This is a genomic window from Mesorhizobium silamurunense (assembly GCF_014843905.1).
GTDB classification, from domain to species: Bacteria; Pseudomonadota; Alphaproteobacteria; order Rhizobiales; family Rhizobiaceae; genus Mesorhizobium; species Mesorhizobium silamurunense.
This window is the reverse complement of sequence record NZ_LPVS01000038.1, coordinates 167,809-183,668: the sequence shown is the minus strand read 5'-3', so window position 1 is coordinate 183,668 and position 15,860 is coordinate 167,809. Positions and strand designations below refer to the sequence as shown.

Sequence of the window (15,860 nt, the reverse complement as noted above, 5' to 3'; positions counted from 1 at the left end):
TGTCCCCGCAACCACCGATCCAGACACTCCCGGGAGCCCAGCTCCGGGAGTGCTCTTTTTTGTACCCCTTCCGGTCGTTTGCCGCTCGATCCAGCCGAGGATCGTGCTCAGTTCGCCGTACAGCGTGGCGTCAACTACGCCCCGGCGTGTGCCCGGGCGTAGCTCGATCTTTTCGATGAGGCCGTGGATGGCGTCTGCCGCTTCTGCCCGATCCTCCGTGCGGTTGAGAGCCTCTGTCAGCCTTTCAATTTTCTTTGCATAGATATGCGCAGCGTTCGGCAGTCGGTCCGGCACATCGTCGGGCACTTCCGTCAGCAAGATGGAAAGTTCGGCCTTACGAGCTTCTAGTTTCCCGATACGGTCCTTCAGCTTGAGCGGGGGTAGGCCGGCGAGAATCGCGTCGACCGCTTTCTCCAGTTCCCGTTCTGTCTTTTCAAGTTCTGCGCGCCAAGTCTGGGCGTTAGTGCGTCGTTCGCGATTGAGGCGGTTCGTTTCCTCCGCATAAGCGCGGATAGCTTCTGATGCCACCGCTGGCGCCATCATTCGATCCTTCAGGCCCGCCAACACGCGTTCTTCGAGTTCAGAACGTGCAATGGTTCGGCTGTTTGAGCAAGAACCGTTGCTTGTATGCGCCGAGCAGCTGAATCGGTTCGCGCCCCGTAGCGAATATGGCCCCCCGCACCAACCGCAGAAGATTAGGCCCGATAGGAGCGACTTCGGACGGCGTGCGCTATTGAGCCGATTGTTGGCAAGACGCTCGCGCACCGCGTCGGTAACATTGGCAAATTTGGTGGAGATTTCGGTTTGCCGCCGCTTCGCCGCTTGCCACAATTCGTCCTCAAGGATGCGTAGGTCTGGCACATTGCTGATGATCCACTCGGATTCTGGGTTAAGGCGCGAGACGCGCCGGCCGGTCGACGGATCCTTCAGGTAGCGCTGGCGATTCCAGACCAGCCGGCCGATATAAAGCTCATTATTGATGATACCAGTGCCACGCTTCAGGTGACCTCGAATAGTCGTGTCGTTCCAGAGTCTTCCCTCGGGGCCGGGAACGCCCTCGTCGTTAAGAGCTTTGGCGATCGCACGGGGTCCGACACCGGTTGCAAAGTCCCGGAAGATCCGCCGGACGATATGTGCTTGATGCACGTCGATCTCGCGATCGCCGCGGATTGGGTCGCCGTGCACGTCCAGCTTCTTAACAAGGCGATAGCCGTAGCAAATCCCACCCCCGGATTTGCCGTTCTCGACGCGGCCGCGTAGTCCCCGATGGGTCTTGGCAGCAAGGTCTTTCAAGAACAAGGCGTTCATGGTGCCCTTGAGGCCGACATGTAGCTCGCTGATCCTGCCCTCGGCGAGCGTCACAATCGAAACGCCAGCAAAATTGAGATGTTTATAGAGTGTCGCGACGTCGGCCTGGTCGCGGCTAATGCGATCCAAGGCTTCCGCCAGCACTATGCTGAACACCCCCCTTTGGGCGTCCTGCAAAAGCATCTGGATGCCTGGCCGAAGGATCATGCTTGCGCCCGAGATGCCGGCGTCCTTGTAAGTACCGACGATGTCCCAATTCTCGCGCTTTGCCTGCTCTCTGCAAACGTGGAACTGATCCTCGATCGACGCCTCACGCTGATTGTCGGTGGAATACCGTGCATAGAGTGCGATCCGGGTCATAGGTTGGTCTCCTATCTGCTCTCAGGCTGCCTCCTCACGACGAGTTGGCCGAATCAAACCTATCATCGGCTCCAGATCTTTCCGGCTGCTCCATGCGAAAACGGATCGCCTCGATCGGATCGGGCGGATAGATCGGATAATGCTTGGTTTCGTACGCTTCGATCAGCGTGGCCAAGACATCCAGCCGACGCCGTTCGGTGTGCCGCCCTTGGACCCCCAAAGCCGTTCGACTTCGGCAGGCGCTGCCTCGTAGCCCGCCTCGGTGCGGATCGGCTTGAGATCAGTTGCCATATTTTACCTCCGTCACGTCGATCTTATCGTAAGCCTTGTGGGTGCCGATCCATTTGATTCAGACGATGCCCAACATAACTGACACCACGAGGCGATAGTCAATGAATTTGATGTTGAAGACGATCCGCTCGGCGCTGACGATGCTTGCGGTGGCGTAGTACTTCTTGACGTCGGCAGATCTCGCCCACGCAACTTTGCTTGCTTCATCGAACCAGGCATCGAGCGCGGCCTTTTCTTTCTGCTCTGATAGGCCCTCGACGAATTCCCCCAAGCTGCGGCGGGGGATGATCTTCATTGTTTCCTCCTTTCCATGGTCCCATTATGGAATCTATGCGCTCGTGCGATCGACCGCAGACTATAACTTTCATCGGGCTATTATGCCCTCGGCATGACGCGAAGACTCCCTGAGCGATCAGTGTTGGCGATCGCTCGCCTTCGTCTTTTGGGGGACTTCCCGCATCGCCTCGAACTGTTCTCTTGCCATCTGTCGACCAATCAACTGGGCAAGGCGAAACAAGGCTCGATCGAGGGTGGGAGCTTGCTCAGGCTTCACTACCTCGGTCCGGATCTTTTCTGTCTTGACGACCACGCATTTACTCCAGCCGGAAATCGGATGGCAACATCAAGACCCAGGAAGGAGTGTACGAAAAGAGGTGCAAACCGCTCATGCGGCATTGCGGCGGCTATAGCGTAGAGATGGGAGGGTCGGCGTCGCTTACAGAAAAGCACGACGCCCTTTGTGCGCTCGATAGGCACCGGCAGGATGATCGCGTTGACGAGCTTCGATGCCGGCTTGTCAAGACGACGAACTGACCCTTTTCGCGGCGCGATCCGGAAAGGCGGCGGCTTGTTATCTTCTCGATCAGATCGCCGAGGTTTCCGGCGGCATTGACCACGATTCGAGCCTGAACCGTCCCGGTGGAGCATTTCAGCAGCCAGCCGTCCGGGACCCGCTGTCCGCCGGTCACCTCCGTGGCACGCAGTATCACCGCACCATGGGCGATCGCCTGGCGAGCATAGGCCAAAGGCGCCGACCATGGATCGATGATGTGGTCGCCGGGAACCAGCACGGCACTCTCTCTTCATCGGACCAGCCCGCCACAAGGGGCCGAATTCTTCAAAATCGGAAGGTTAAGCTTCTCGTGGATGTCGAGATACTCAGCATAGCCTGCCTTGATGCATGCAAGCTCGAGACTTGCAGACGGCGCGTCAAAGGCCATAGCCGGAGATAGGTTCGACGTGGCGGAACGGGTTGACAGCGATATCGTCGATACACACAAAATCCAGCTCAAGACTGGCAAGTACGGCTATCCCGCGTCGGCCTTCTGGTTTGTTGCCAGCTTCCTTCCGATCCTTTCGGCCAAGGATGTCGCCGACCCGAGCTCGCTGCAGAAGCGCCCGAACGGCACCGGTCCCTTCAAGCATGTTTCCACCGACGGCGACCCAACACGCTGGCGGCCTTCGATGGCTATTATAGCGGCCCCAAGATCGATGAAATCCTTCACAACAACATGCCGGACGTCATTGCGTTTTACTCTTCTGAAACTGCTGCCAGTCCGAACGGGCGGACTGGCGCCTAAAAGGGAGACGCCAGTCAAAAAGCCATGCTGCTCAGCTGTTGGGCTTGGGCAGGCCAGGCGGGTTGGTGCGCGACTGATCGATGGCTTCGGCGGTAAGGCTCCATTTCTTCAGCACTTCGCCATATTTGCCGCTGGCGATCAGCTCGTTGATGGCGAGCGTGATGGCATTGGCCAGGCCGCTGTCCTTGCGCGTCGCCACCGCGATCTCGGCGGTCAAAGGCCAGCCGCCGCTGACGATGCCGACCAGCTTGGTCTTGCCGCTGACTGCCGCGGCATAGGCAAGCATGGCGTTCGGATTGAACTCGGCATTCGCGCGGCCCGACTGGATGGCGAGCTGGCTTGCAGCGGAGTCGTCGTAGTACTGGACCTCGACAGGCTTCAGCCCGGCCGCGACATTCTCGCGATCCCATTCCAGCGGGATCTTTTCCTGGTTGGTGCCCGCACCCGTGATGACCTTGAGACCGGCGACGTCCTTCGGCTCCTTGATCGAGGTGATCTTGCTGTCGGCCTTCACATAGAAGCCGAGCACGTCCTGGCGGTAGGTCGAGAAGTCGAACTTCTCCTTGCGCTCCTCCGTCACCGTGACGTTGCTTATGACGGCGTCATATTTGCCGAACCGGCACCAGATCGAGCTTCAGTCCGAGCGTCTCGGCGATCAGCACGGTGATATCCGGATCGGTGCCAACCACGGTCTTGGCGTCGGTCGCATAGGTGCCGACCGGCGGATCCCACGGGCTGGTTGCCGCGGTGAGATAACCTTCCTTGGCGAATTTGAAGTTCGGCGAGATCGCAGCGGCAGCCTTTTCGCTTTTTTCGGTGTGAATGCGGCCAGGCTGTTCGGGGCTCAGATCGAATTCCGCCGCCTGGGCGACGGAAGCGAAGGCGATGGCCGACAGGACCGCGCCGAAGGCGAGGGGATGAGGGTTTTCGTGACAATGTCATTGGGTCTCTCCTTGCATGATGGACGTGCGCTCTGATGTTCCGGCGGGGAGCCTTGAAGGTCGGCGGTTCGCACATGCCGCCCGCCCGGTTTCGCTGAAGAGTTCGGGGCGCTAGATAACCTTGGCGAGGAATTCGCGCGTGCGCTGGTGGGGCGGTGCCGCAAACACCCTGGACGGCGTTCCGACCTCGAGGATCTTGCCGCCTTCCATGAAGACGATGGTGCCGGCAACCTCGCGGGCAAAGCCTATCTCGTTGGGTCACGATCACCATTGTCGTGCCGGAGGTGGCGAGTTCCTTGATGACGTCCAGCACCTCGCCGACCAGCTCGGGATCGAGCGCCGAAGTCGGCTCGTCGAAGAGCGGCACCTTCGGCTTCAAGGCGAGTGCCCTGGCAATGGCGACACGCTGCTGCTGGCCGCCGGAGAGGTGGCGCGGACAGGCATCGGCCTTCTCCGGCAAGCCGATGCGGGCGTGTAGATCCTTGGCCAGCTCAACCGCCTCGGGGCGCGCGATGCCCTGCACGGAGACCGGCGCCTCGATGATGTTCTCCAGCACCGTCAGGTGCGGGAAGAGATTGAAGTTCTGGAACACCATGCCGATCGCGGCGCGGCGCCGGCGGATCGCCGCTTCCTTGAGCTCATAGAGCGTGTGCCCGTCGCGATGGTAGCCGACCAGCTCGTCGTCGATGGTCACGAAGCCGGTGTCGGTGCGCTCGAGATGGTTGATAGTGCGCAAAAGCGTCGACTTGCCAGCGCCGGACGGACCGATGATTGCCGTCACCGAGCCCGGGGTGAGGGCGAGATCGATACCGTCGAGCACTGCCAGCGCGCCGAAGCGCTGTCATCGTCCGTTCCCTCGAACAGGACGGGCTCATCGCCAAAGGCGAAGCCCAGCGCGGCCGCGTCGGGCCGCCGACCGTACCGATTTCACTTAATCCCGAGGGCGCCTACTCCGGTATCAGCGTCGGCCACCGGCAGGTGGAGGTTGTGCTCGTCGATTTCGTTGGCTCGATCCGCTCTCGCACCGTACTGCCGCTCTCGGCGACCGCGCAGACACCAACCATCCGCAATTCTTGAGTGCCGTTGCCAAGGCCGTCGCCAATCTGCCTCAGCATCTCCATTTGCGCATCGCTGGCATCGGCCTTGCGTTGCCTGCGGACCAGGCAGAACTCGAACTGGCGCCAAAGGCGGCCCGCGAGCGGTTCGATGCGCTGCAGGACGAAGTCGAGAGGGAGATCGGCTATCCGGTTTACGTCCAGAACGACATCACCGCGGCAGCCGGCGGCGAAAGCTATGAGCCAGTGCCCGGTGGCATCAGCAATCCAAATTGGCGCGTCGAGATTGCTGGTGCCCCGCATCGTTTCTTCGTCAAGATCCCAGGCGAGGGGACGGAGATGTTCATCGACCGACAGACCGCGAATGAAGCCGGGCGCAAGGCGCACGCGGCCGGTGTCGGCGCCCGCATTTTCCACTTCTTTCCGGACACGGGCGTTGAGATCAGCGAGTTTGTCGAAGGGCTGAGAACATCTACCAATGCGGATTTTCTTGACTCGGTGGTGCGTCTCAACGGTCTTCGCGCCCTGAAGGCGTTCAATGATAGTCCGCGCCTACGCAGCAAAAGACCACCTTCGACATGATCGACGAGCACTTCCAGCAGGCGCTGGTGCTGGGCGGCGAGTTCCCGAGTGATTTCGGATGGTTCAACGCGCGCTATCGCGAGGCTCGGCAGGCGCTGGAAGCTTCGGGTCTCGATCTCGCGCCCTGCATGAACGACACGCTCGCTGGAAATTTCCTGCTTCATGCCGACCGCCGCGTCATGCTCGTCGATTTCGAGTACGCCTCGACCAACGACCGGGCCGCCGAGCTGGCGCTCTGGTTCGTCGAGATGTGCTTCTCGCCCGAGATCGAAGCGGAACTGATCGAGGAATACTACGGTCGCGTCGATACAGCCGTCCTAGCCCGCGTCTCGCTGTTCAAGGCGCTCGTCGACTTGAAGTGGTCGACTTGGGCCATGGTGCAGAACAAGGTCTCGCGCCTCGATTTCGACTTCTTCAAATACGGCTTCTGGAAGCACATGCGAGCACGCTTCATGATGAGCGATCCGCGCTGGCCGGACTGGCTGAAGACGGTCTGATGGCAACCGAAACGGTGAAAGCATGATTTCCCCTGAGTTCCTCCGCCGACTTGCCATGGTTGCTGCACGGGAGGCGCTGCCCCGGTTTCGGCTGCCAGGCCTGGTCGCCAATAAGTTTGCCGCCGGTTTCGATCCCGTAACGGAGGCTGACCGCGAGACGGAGAAGGCGTTACGCAGTCTGATCAGGGCGGAATTTCCGGAACACGGCCTTCTTGGCGAGGAGTTTGGTGCCGAGGGATCCGGGGCCCGGCATGTCTGGGTCGTCGATCCGATCGACGGCACGCGCTCCTACATTTCTGGCATCCCACTTTGGGGGACGCTCGTTGGGCTTTTGGAAGACGGCAATGCCGTTGCCGGAATGATGGCGCAACCGTTCATAGGGGAACTGTTTTACGCGACAGGCGACGGTAGTCACTATGAAGGGCCGCACGGCCAGGGACAGCTTTCAACCCGCGCCACTGAAGACCTGTGCGAAGCCACGCTCTTCACGACGACCCCCACGATCTTCGAACCGGGGCAGCGGACCTCTTTCCATCAGTTGGAGAGGCAGGTGCGTCTTTCGCGGTACGGGACCGATTGCTATGCCTATTGCATGCTCGCCGCCGGTCAAATCGACATCGTTGTGGAGGCCGGGCTCCAGCCATACGACATCGTCGCCCTCATCCCGATAATCGAGCAGGCCGGCGGAACGGTCACCGGCTGGGACGGGGGACCCGCGGAGCGCGGTGGTGGTATCGTCGCGGCAGCCAACGCGGCTCTTCACGCCAAGGTCATAGAGATTTTGCATGGAACTGCTCGTCAGAGCGGATCACAGAGGGATCGCTAACCTGACATAACTGGCGCTGCGGACGATCGGCTAGAGCGGAGATCTCTTCGGAGTGGGGCTGCCTTCTCGAATGCTTCAAGAACGCCCGCGGGACCGCCCAAGATCGCCTTTGTCTTTTTAGGTAGGACAGCGCGGGCGAACATTCTTTCCCTTCGGCATACTCCGCGATTTCGCACGAACATTGCTGACTGAGCCACGATTTATAAGTGTCGCCGGTAGCAGAGTTTCCTTCACGGGATCTGTAGCCTGGCTCTGTAGACGAGCGATAAGATCTTCTGTGGCAGCTTTGGCTAAGTCTCTAATAGGTTCCGAGACAACGGTTAGTGCGGGCGTCACCGCCGCTGTCCAGTCAGCGTCGTCAAAGCAAATGAGCGAGACCTCATCGGGTATCGATATATCTAACTCCCGAAGAACTTTGAGAAGGACGAGGGCTACTGACGTGAGGCTTTCTTACCTCGGCGTAACAAGATGGCGGCCAACTAGGGCAACCGTTCATACTTGGGGCGCCCGGAATCGAAGCCCCCCAACAACGTCGAGCAGCAAGCGACCTTAATGTACGTCACTCGATCACCGCCTCACCGGTGAATTGGATCGTCAGCCAGGCCGCGATTGAGCCGAGCACGCAGCTAGCTTGCCTAGCGGCAATGGCAAACCGAGACAATCCCGAATGGGATGGCAATCATGAGCTCGATGTTCATGGTCATCGCCATTGGCCGGCGTCACGTGACCCGCTGCATATTTCCCAATAGGCAAGGAATAATGGGATCGAGTTCCTCCTGCTCTAGGTGTTTTGCACCAGGTTCCGAAAGATACGCAATCAATTCAAACAGAGAGGATTCGTCAGTTTTGGCAACTCTGCTCGCCACCTTCGCCGGTACATTGCCATGCCTTTCTGCCAATTCTAGGGTCATAAGGTGTGGAGTCAGCCTGCGGCCAAATGCCCTCTCAACCGTGAGGAAAATCCAGATGCCGTCAGGGTCTATGTCGGACCAGTGGTAAAACGGAACTTCGTTGGGGAAGCGCCGGGCAATCAGGCCCAGCGCTTTCTGAACTCCAGCGGACGGATAACCGCCGCCGTAAATGACCAGTCCACGGCGATCTGGGTCTGCCTCGGTCACGTGCCTGACGAAGCTCGTGTAGTTCTCCACCACGAGGACGTATTCCGGCGTCCGGCTGAACGAGACGGTATCAATTGCATCGGCCGGAAGACCTAGAAAGGCAGTGTCCAATTGGGTCCCACCAAAGGCGACCGGGCCGGAAAGGAGGAGAGGAGGAGACACCTTTTCCAGCCCGAGCGCACCGAGTGCCTCGCGAGGACTGGCGCCCTCCGGGATGTCTGCGCCCACGCCACGGAGGACCCTTGCGACAGCCGCCTCTAGCCGCTCCAATGCCTTGCTGTCCCCGACAGCCCTCCGAGAGAAAGTGCGATAATCCAAACCGACGTGTTGCCGTCTGTGGATGGCTTGCGCAAGCGCGAGCGCACACTCGAGCGAACGCACATCGCCGGGAACAATGCCTGCCCACCGCCGATTCCTGGACCAGGTTTCGGCAGCTTCCTGCGCATGCTCAGCGAACAGGGCAGAAAACTCGGTTCGGCGAAATAGATCCTCGAGCGCCAACGCCGAGCGTTGGCTAGAAGGAATTCGTTTGACGAAACGATAGAGGGCTGCCGCATCTGCGATACGCACGAATTTGACCTCGCCAGTTCGCCGCCCCTCCTCCATCCTAAGCTCGACGGCTCCCGCCCGACTTGCCTCTTCCAACTTCTTCCGAAAACTGTCGGCATCGACGATGCTCGAAAAGGCACCGTTATCCGGATAAGCACGTGCGTTCGCTCGACCATCTTCATGCTTATCCAGAAGATGAGAGAGGAGGGCGCTCGGATCGGTGAATTTCACTCCGCTGCCATCCTACGCAATGCATCGTCATCCATGAGTTCGGGGTTGATCCGCTGCAGTTCCTTGCGAGCCTTTTCCTTCACTTGAACTACGGTCGTCTCCGATTGCCCGCTGCCAATATTGTCCACTTCGACAATGGCATGCATGTAGCCAAGCAAGGAAGGCCGCCGTTCTGGTGGCGCAGCGACGATCACCTGCAGGCCAAGGCTTTCATAGAAGCTCATCATCTGCCGCTGGTTTTTGCCGTCCAGCTTTGCAAAGGCTTCATCGAAGACGGCAAGTGCCATTCCAAGTTGCGATCCCAATCTCCCTTCGGCGGTCCCGTAAACGGAAGCCAGCGAGGCACCGATGGCAACGTAAAGCGGGACTTGTTGCTCGGCGCCGGAACCCGTGCCGCGACGAGTTTCCCACCGTGTCTTATGCCCGGTATCGAGGTTCTCCATGTGAATCTCGAAAACGAAGAAGCTCCGATAATCCTCAAAACTGTCGAAGTCTGTATCAGGATCCTCTAGGATGCGCTTCACCTCGTCGAGCACGGGTTTGTGGGGGGAGCCTTCAGGTATCTCACCCTTGAAGAGAAGATCCAGCGCATCCTCGGAAGTCACGTAGATCTCGACCGCTTTCAAGATCGGCGAGTACTGAGCCACTTGCGTCCTGCTGAACGAATATCGCTCGCCGTGGAATGCGTGATTGCGGAGGCTATGGTTCAGCGAGTCAATATCCCGCCTCAGTTTGGAGATGCGTGAGTGGAGAGAGTTGACGAATTCGCCGCGAAAGATAGACGAGACTCGCTCAGAAGCTTCAGCCGCCAGTGCTTCATGCCGCGTGAGCTCGTTCTCCTCTATATCCCGTAGCGTGGCCTCCACCCAGGGCAGAATGTCCTTCAGGATGTCGCTTTCTGCTCCGACCTCGGAGCTTATGGGAGCGACGTCAAAATAGCTCCTCATGGCGGCGCGCACATTCCTGTCGGCCTCCATCATTCTATCTTTTGCATGTTTGAAGCGATCCTCCGCGCGCTGTCCAATCGCACGATGAACCCCGGCCAATGCTTCGTAACGGGCAGATGGATTACTTGGGATTTGTTTACCCGCGATCCTCTCCCGGTACCTGCGATTAGCCGGCACTGTGGCCGTCAAGCGCCAGCTGTGTTGGAACATGCGCCGGGCGAGATTCCGCGAATGGCGCGAACCCTCTTGGTTGGTAAGGCCCGTGAGCGTTTTCCTCGCGGTTTCAGCTTGTTTCTGGTAAGCTCCCTGCCTCTTCTGGATTGACGTGAGCTCAACATTTCTGGCGTGGACATAGGCCTGCTGAACCCTCTTCTTCTCCTCAAGTTCATATAGGCGTTCCAGGTCGCCTTGATCCACCGCCTCTAGCCTGGATCGAGCCTCTCCTGCCAGCCTCTCCTGCTCCTGCGCTCTTTCAAGCAGACCTGCCACTGTCTCGCCGTCTGCAGGCGAAGCCACGATGGCAGCGGAGCGATCAACCTCGGAAAGGATACGCCTTCGCTGGGATAGGGTTTCGATTTCCTCCTGCAGCACCTCGAACCGCCTTTTCTGCTCCAGGAAAAGTTGCTCCTGCGCCGCCCTGCCGATCTTGAGGCGGGAGGCGTCCTCCAGGCGAGTTCCTCGTAACAGCCCATCATCATAGAGGCCGTCAGCCATGAGGGCACGGCCGGGTTGGTTAAACTCCTCCATGGTGCGGGCCAGCCGTACATTGCCATATCTGCGCTGCAGGAAGGCGACCGCGTCTTTGTCATCGGACTTGAAAAGCGAAGGGAACCAACCTGACTGGACCGGATTCTGGTATTGCTCGAGCTTGTTTAGGCTGACTAGGGAAGCCTGGCGTAGCTCCCGCCTGTTTTCTCTCAGGATCGTCGTTGCCATATGGATGTGGTCGCGATCGACGAAGATCGCTTCCCTGTCTCGACCGAGAAGACCTTCAGCCGCTTGTCCCCAATGCTTGTCGGTAATGTCAATGATGTCGCAAAGCGCTCTCGGAACCATCCCGGCCATGCGAAGGAGCCTCATCAACTCGCGGGTATGGTCGCCGAGGTGAGAATCTCGTGAACCGGAAGCGGCCGCCTCGATAGACCGAGACAGCTTGTCGACCTCCTCAATCTTCGTATGCAAAGCGGCTTCCGCCTCGCTACGGGCCCTCCCAATTCTCTCGGCGCTTACGGGGAACGACGCCAGGAACGCTTGTTCGATCCCTGCCGTGGTTGCTGTGTTCCCACGCTTAACCGCCTCGGCCACCGCGGAGGCGTGGGCGGCCAATTCGCGGGAGCTTACTTCACCCTTTCCGAGTGCTTCGGCCGCAGCGGCGATCCGCTGCATATGCTTCACTCTTTCAGAGACCCGTTTGAGGCAATCTGCGGCGGAAAAGGAATAGCTTTCGGCCATCTTCTTAAGATCGTCGATGCCCACCTTGGCTTTGATCGCTTCGATCTGCTTGATGATGCGGTGCACATCCTGGTTCGCTTCGGTGATCGAACTGTTCAGGTCGTTGATTTCTTCGCTCTCGGCTAGGAGAAATGCCTCGGCTTCCTTGACCTCTTCTTCGAGTGCCCGCATTGCCGCCGAGGCCGCGAGGTACCTTGCCTTGCGACTGATCCAGTCCTCCTCGACGTGTTCGTTGAGGTAGTTTCTAAAATCTTCCGCTCGCGCCTTGACCACCTTCAGCCGTTTCGCACGCTCCCGCATGTTCTTGATGGTCTGGTTGACTTGTCGGTAAGTCTTCAGCGACTCTCTCAGTTCACCGATCCTCATCGGAGACTCCTCGAGGATATAGTTCCTGACAAAGTCTGTTGCAGACAGGCCCTGGTTAAGCGTCATGCCGTTCACAATCGCCTTTGCAAGCGCGGCGGCGTTTCCGGAAGTCGGCGCCGATCGTGGAACCAAGTCACGCATATATTCCCGGATGTGGTCCGTGGCGCTGTCGCGGTGGTTTACGAACCCGCCACCGCATTCCCTCTCTAGTGATTGCCTAACATCCTCCCATTGCGCGAATTCTTGCCTTCCTTCCCGCTCACGTAAGAAATCCGCCGTCTTCAATATTTTGCCGCGGACGACGAAACGGCCGAGTATGGTTTCGGCAGGCTGTGTCTTCCTTGCCTCCATGGCGAGGCCTACCGTCAAATCGGGCTTCACTCCCTCGGCGTCGCGAAAACTGACGGCCACGTAGGTAAGGCAGGCTTCGCGCCGAAAATCGCCCTCTCCACGGGCACCGAGGCAGTAACCCTGTACCGTGCGCCTCGGACCGCTTCTGCGACGATTTTCACCAGCGACTGGGTTGAGATTCATGTACCGCCCGCTGGCGCCGGTGAGCACCACCTGGATCATGTCGAGGATTGTTGATTTGCCCGAAGCGTTTTCACCGAGGAAACCGACGTGGCCGCTAACCGGAATATCTTCAACGCTGAACGAATGCCAATTGACCAACGCGAGATGAACGAGTTCCATCATTGCAATTTTTCCTCGATGGGACCGGGCTGGCGGGGCTCGTAGTCCTCCAGCGCAACCTGCTCCTCAATGCGCCGCAGCGCGTCGGATCCGGAAACCAACTTGATTATCGGCCGGACCACCACCTCCCGATCCTGAAGGACACGATCGAACTCTCCGAGCCAGATTAGGTTACGCGCAGCAAGATCCTCAAGAACGTCCTGGAACCTCGATTGGGGCATAAGCATCTTTGTGCCCCTTTCGGCCATTTCCCTGTACTTCTCGTAGAGGACGTTAAATGTTGTCAAGACCGTCGCACGTTCTTCAACGTTGCCCTGGTTCGCTTCGTCCTGCCAATGGGCCGCTGCCACCAGAAGAACGATAGTCTCGTCAGCCTTCATTTTTGGCGTTGACGACATCTCCTCGTCAGCCAGCGCGATCCCTGCCCACTGCTCGTCATGCTCGCGGTGGACGCGGTAGCCGATGCAGTCAAAGAATCCGTCGATCACTCTTCTAAAGCGACTATCCATAATTACATCATAGACGGTCGCCACGCCCCGATCGCCCGAATACACGAATTGATGACGGAGGAGGTATCGGCAAGCTTTCCGAAGGTCGGCACCCTTGTCCGCGCCGTATCGGGCCTCGACCTCTTCGAACTCATTCAGCATCCATGCCTCCAGCCGTGGCAGCCCGTCTCCGGATTAGGAAGTTACCGCATTTTATCCAATCGCTATCGTGCTGCGGTCCTTTAGAGTCATCCACGATCTCAAACGCCGCTGCGATAGAAGGCGGGAGATCGCCTGGTTTGGTGAACCGTCGGATCACATCGAAGGCAATGAATGAGTCTACGTCTTCTATCTCCAGGAAGCGCGCCTCTTTCGTCACCGCGAATGGAACTTTGTCATGCAGCCATTGCAGCAATTGTCTCTCGTCTGGAACGATTCTTTCCATGTACTGCTTTTTGAGTTTCTTGCGCAGCACCAGCAATGGATCCACTATTTTGGGCGGGACGGCCATTGGTTCCAGCGCCCTACGTGCTTGCCGCGGTTGCGCGAGATGCCGCTCGGACCACGGCGTACGCATCGGCTCGATCGGGAGGGGAACCCAGGCGAACTCAGAAAGAGCCGGGCGCTGGTCCATTACCTTGTGGAGCCGGTGTACGAGAGATGCGGCCCGGCTTGAAATGCCACTGCTCCCTTGCTCCGCATATTTGACCGTGTTGCGAAGACGCTGTTCAAGCTGTCGCCGAAAGATGGCGATCCGGTCGAACATCTCGCCGATCCCATCAAAAACTTCCTGGATCGATAGAAGGTCGGTCTCTGCTGTTCTGAGCCCATTCTCATGGATGTCGGCCATCCCGTTCTCGACGTAGCCCGAAGCGATGGTCTTCATTATTTCGGGATCGACCGAGATAGCGCGAGCCAGATCAAGGATGTGGTCTTTGAATCTAAAGGGATGATTGAAAGTGTGGATGGCTTGGAAGTCTTTCAGAACCAACTCGCCGATGAATTCCTGAAAGTATGCGTCTACCCTCTCGCGCATGCTCCGCGATTCCATAATGGTCCGGCGGATCCGCCTCAGGTCGGAGAGGATGGCCCTGAGTGTCTTGAGAAAGGCCGTGGCCTGTTCTCTCGCCTGCACCACAGCGTACGCAGCATCCACGGCCTCCTTTCCTGAAGAGTCCGCCTGGAGTTTCGCCGCCAGTTCCAGACTTTGTTTCACGTTGACCACGACGCCACCAAAGCGCTGGCTCACGTCGGATTTCAGGCTGGACAGGAGCTGCATGACCAGGCTGGCTCCCATCGGCATATCGACCGTTACCCTTAGCCCATATTCTTCCTCTTCGAGCCAGCCGGTCTGGATCAATTTCTGGTAGGCAACGCTCGCGACCCGCAACGCTGTCTCGGCAGCCTCGTTCGCTTCGCCAGCAAACTTGAGGCGTCTACGACGCTTCGACACCAGGTCAGGCAGGCCCTCACCAACATCGTCGCCCTCTGCAAGCAGATCAGGCTTTCGCTTGATAAGATCATAGATTGCGTGAACGACCTCCTGAGGAGTTGGGAATGACGCCCCACGGGAGAAGAAGCGCTCGTAGATATCCAGTAACGCCGCCTCATAGAGGAACCGGAATTTGCGTGAAAAGATCAGAAACGCGTCATCATTAAGATAACGGAAAAGTGCCATTTGTGGCGTCTACCCCAAGGTGCCCGCGAATTTATGCCACCGCTTGGTAGACCAAACAACCCGAGAAAACGCGGTCGAGAACAATCCGGCGATCTCGAGGCAACGTTCCTGCAAACTTGAGCGAGTCGGCTGTGCTTGCGTGATTTGCTCTGAAGACCTCGGTTGCTCTTCCGGAGGATGGAGCCAGGATGCGACAAGCGCTCGTTCCAGCCCGTGGATCAGAATTGTCGATGTGGTGGAAAACCGGCTACTGTTGCGACCCTACAATTTCGATCCCGGATCATCTTTCCAATGGAAACCAAACTCTCGCTGGTCATTAAGGCCCTAGGAGCTCCGCTCAATCGCTGGTTCAGGAATGCTGCTTGCAAATCAACGCATACGCAGAGGCCGAGGAACACCTCGACGACTATCACCGCAATGAATGCCTTGAGAACGCATCGGCGATCTTGAAGGCAAACACGATTCGCGGGCGTGCCACTGTCGGGGTTGTATTTGAGTTGCTCGGATTGGCTCAATCGTTGAAGGCCTTTGATACAGAGTTCGAAAGCGTTGCGGAGAAGCTTGGGCAGGTCAGCTATTGGGACGAGTACTTAGGCTCCCTTACAATGAGGCTGTAGATGTGCTCAGTTCCCGTCTCGACTTGCTTGCCGCGCTCGTAGAGACGCCATCCGAGGTACGAGAGCAGCGACGCGTGCTGGCCAGGATGCTGCGGCAGTTGTCGCACTACATTGAAGGGACCGGCAATCTTCCTAAACGAGAGAAGGATGTTCAGGATCATCTGCAACTGGTTCTCCGTCTCGCCTTCCCTGACGTAGTTCGCGAGGCGCCTGTCCTCAAGCAGACAAAAAAGCTATTTTCCCGACTTCGGGATCGATACCATCGGCACCGCCATAGAGGT

At 58.4% G+C, this 15,860-nt stretch carries 15 protein-coding genes and 3 pseudogenes; 4 read left to right on the top strand and 14 right to left on the bottom strand.

Translation table 11 applies throughout. The features are described from left to right. From AU465_RS11345 to AU465_RS11310, 9 genes and pseudogenes are all read right to left on the bottom strand, one after another. On the bottom strand, positions 1–1,668 hold a 1,668-nt coding region (locus tag AU465_RS11345), incomplete at its 3' end, for a recombinase family protein (protein ID WP_192246883.1). 34 nt (positions 1,669–1,702) lie between these two features. Continuing rightward, the gene (locus tag AU465_RS36475) at positions 1,703–1,843 is read right to left on the bottom strand and encodes a hypothetical protein (RefSeq protein ID WP_246506005.1); all 141 of its coding nucleotides are present in this window, start codon (positions 1,841–1,843) and stop codon (positions 1,703–1,705) included. Next, on the bottom strand, positions 1,831–1,959 hold the full coding sequence (locus AU465_RS37120) for a hypothetical protein (RefSeq protein ID WP_281396730.1): 129 nt from the start codon (positions 1,957–1,959) through the stop codon (positions 1,831–1,833). The genes AU465_RS36475 and AU465_RS37120 overlap by 13 nt, the downstream gene beginning before the upstream one ends. A 58-nt stretch (positions 1,960–2,017) precedes the next feature. Then, complete coding sequence (locus tag AU465_RS11335) at positions 2,018–2,254, bottom strand: type II toxin-antitoxin system HigB family toxin (RefSeq protein ID WP_246506003.1); 237 nt, start codon at positions 2,252–2,254, stop codon at positions 2,018–2,020. A 117-nt stretch (positions 2,255–2,371) separates the two neighbouring features. Further along, complete coding sequence (locus AU465_RS11330; RefSeq protein ID WP_210325065.1) at positions 2,372–2,548, bottom strand: hypothetical protein; 177 nt, start codon at positions 2,546–2,548, stop codon at positions 2,372–2,374. 94 nt (positions 2,549–2,642) lie between these two features. Further along, a complete protein-coding gene (locus AU465_RS37770) occupies positions 2,643–3,029 on the bottom strand; it encodes an FAD-dependent oxidoreductase (RefSeq protein WP_192246881.1) in 387 nt (128 codons plus the stop codon). Between the two features lie 139 nt (positions 3,030–3,168). Continuing rightward, on the bottom strand, positions 3,169–3,384 hold the full coding sequence (locus AU465_RS11320; RefSeq protein ID WP_192246879.1) for a hypothetical protein: 216 nt from the start codon (positions 3,382–3,384) through the stop codon (positions 3,169–3,171). A gap of 186 nt (positions 3,385–3,570) precedes the next feature. After that, a pseudogene (locus AU465_RS11315) lies at positions 3,571–4,435 on the bottom strand (ABC transporter substrate-binding protein). A 156-nt stretch (positions 4,436–4,591) separates the two neighbouring features. Further along, a pseudogene (locus tag AU465_RS11310) lies at positions 4,592–5,315 on the bottom strand (amino acid ABC transporter ATP-binding protein); the annotation flags it as partial. Between the two features lie 238 nt (positions 5,316–5,553). Between AU465_RS11310 and AU465_RS35955 the strand changes: the two are divergent. From AU465_RS35955 to hisN, 3 genes are read left to right on the top strand one after another with little or no spacing between them, the layout of a single operon-like run. Next, on the top strand, positions 5,554–6,117 hold the full coding sequence (locus AU465_RS35955) for a hypothetical protein (RefSeq protein ID WP_210325064.1): 564 nt from the start codon (positions 5,554–5,556) through the stop codon (positions 6,115–6,117). Continuing rightward, positions 6,114–6,614 carry a phosphotransferase family protein gene (locus tag AU465_RS35950; RefSeq protein WP_210325063.1) on the top strand — a complete coding sequence of 167 codons (501 nt, stop codon included), beginning with the start codon at positions 6,114–6,116 and terminating at the stop codon, positions 6,612–6,614. Before AU465_RS35955 ends, AU465_RS35950 begins: the two co-directional genes overlap by 4 nt. Before the next feature lie 22 nt (positions 6,615–6,636). Further along, positions 6,637–7,440, top strand: a complete 804-nt coding sequence (gene hisN, locus AU465_RS11300) for a histidinol-phosphatase (protein ID WP_192246877.1) — start codon at positions 6,637–6,639, stop codon at positions 7,438–7,440. 117 nt (positions 7,441–7,557) lie between these two features. Here hisN and AU465_RS37765 read toward each other — a convergent pair. From AU465_RS37765 to AU465_RS11275, 5 genes and pseudogenes are all read right to left on the bottom strand, one after another. Continuing rightward, positions 7,558–7,866: pseudogene (locus tag AU465_RS37765) on the bottom strand (substrate-binding domain-containing protein); the annotation flags it as partial. A gap of 293 nt (positions 7,867–8,159) precedes the next feature. After that, a complete protein-coding gene (locus tag AU465_RS11290; protein ID WP_192246875.1) occupies positions 8,160–9,338 on the bottom strand; it encodes a Wadjet anti-phage system protein JetD domain-containing protein in 1,179 nt (392 codons plus the stop codon). Continuing rightward, on the bottom strand, positions 9,335–12,799 hold the full coding sequence (locus tag AU465_RS11285; protein WP_192246873.1) for an SbcC/MukB-like Walker B domain-containing protein: 3,465 nt from the start codon (positions 12,797–12,799) through the stop codon (positions 9,335–9,337). Before AU465_RS11285 ends, AU465_RS11290 begins: the two co-directional genes overlap by 4 nt. Further along, positions 12,796–13,446, bottom strand: a complete 651-nt coding sequence (locus AU465_RS11280; protein WP_192246871.1) for a DUF4194 domain-containing protein — start codon at positions 13,444–13,446, stop codon at positions 12,796–12,798. Before AU465_RS11280 ends, AU465_RS11285 begins: the two co-directional genes overlap by 4 nt. Beyond that, positions 13,436–14,962: a Wadjet anti-phage system protein JetA family protein gene (locus AU465_RS11275; protein ID WP_192246869.1), complete on the bottom strand. Its 1,527-nt coding sequence runs from the start codon at positions 14,960–14,962 to the stop codon at positions 13,436–13,438. The genes AU465_RS11280 and AU465_RS11275 overlap by 11 nt, the downstream gene beginning before the upstream one ends. Positions 14,963–15,324: 362 nt before the next feature. On the opposite strand from AU465_RS11275, the gene AU465_RS11270 reads away from it, so the two are divergent. Further along, entirely contained in the window at positions 15,325–15,579 is a 255-nt protein-coding gene (locus tag AU465_RS11270) for a hypothetical protein (RefSeq protein WP_192246867.1), read from the top strand. Positions 15,580–15,860 lie beyond the last annotated feature (281 nt).

Coding starts and splice junctions, on each gene's coding strand:
- AU465_RS37120 (WP_281396730.1), bottom strand. CDS start 1,959: ATGGCAACTGATCTCAAGCCGATCCGCACCGAGGCGGGCTACGAGGCA.
- AU465_RS11335 (WP_246506003.1), bottom strand. CDS start 2,254: ATGAAGATCATCCCCCGCCGCAGCTTGGGGGAATTCGTCGAGGGCCTA.
- AU465_RS11320 (WP_192246879.1), bottom strand. CDS start 3,384: ATGCTTGAAGGGACCGGTGCCGTTCGGGCGCTTCTGCAGCGAGCTCGG.
- AU465_RS35950 (WP_210325063.1), top strand. CDS start 6,114: ATGATCGACGAGCACTTCCAGCAGGCGCTGGTGCTGGGCGGCGAGTTC.
- hisN (WP_192246877.1), top strand. CDS start 6,637: ATGATTTCCCCTGAGTTCCTCCGCCGACTTGCCATGGTTGCTGCACGG.
- AU465_RS11285 (WP_192246873.1), bottom strand. CDS start 12,799: ATGATGGAACTCGTTCATCTCGCGTTGGTCAATTGGCATTCGTTCAGC.
- AU465_RS11280 (WP_192246871.1), bottom strand. CDS start 13,446: ATGCTGAATGAGTTCGAAGAGGTCGAGGCCCGATACGGCGCGGACAAG.
- AU465_RS11275 (WP_192246869.1), bottom strand. CDS start 14,962: ATGGCACTTTTCCGTTATCTTAATGATGACGCGTTTCTGATCTTTTCA.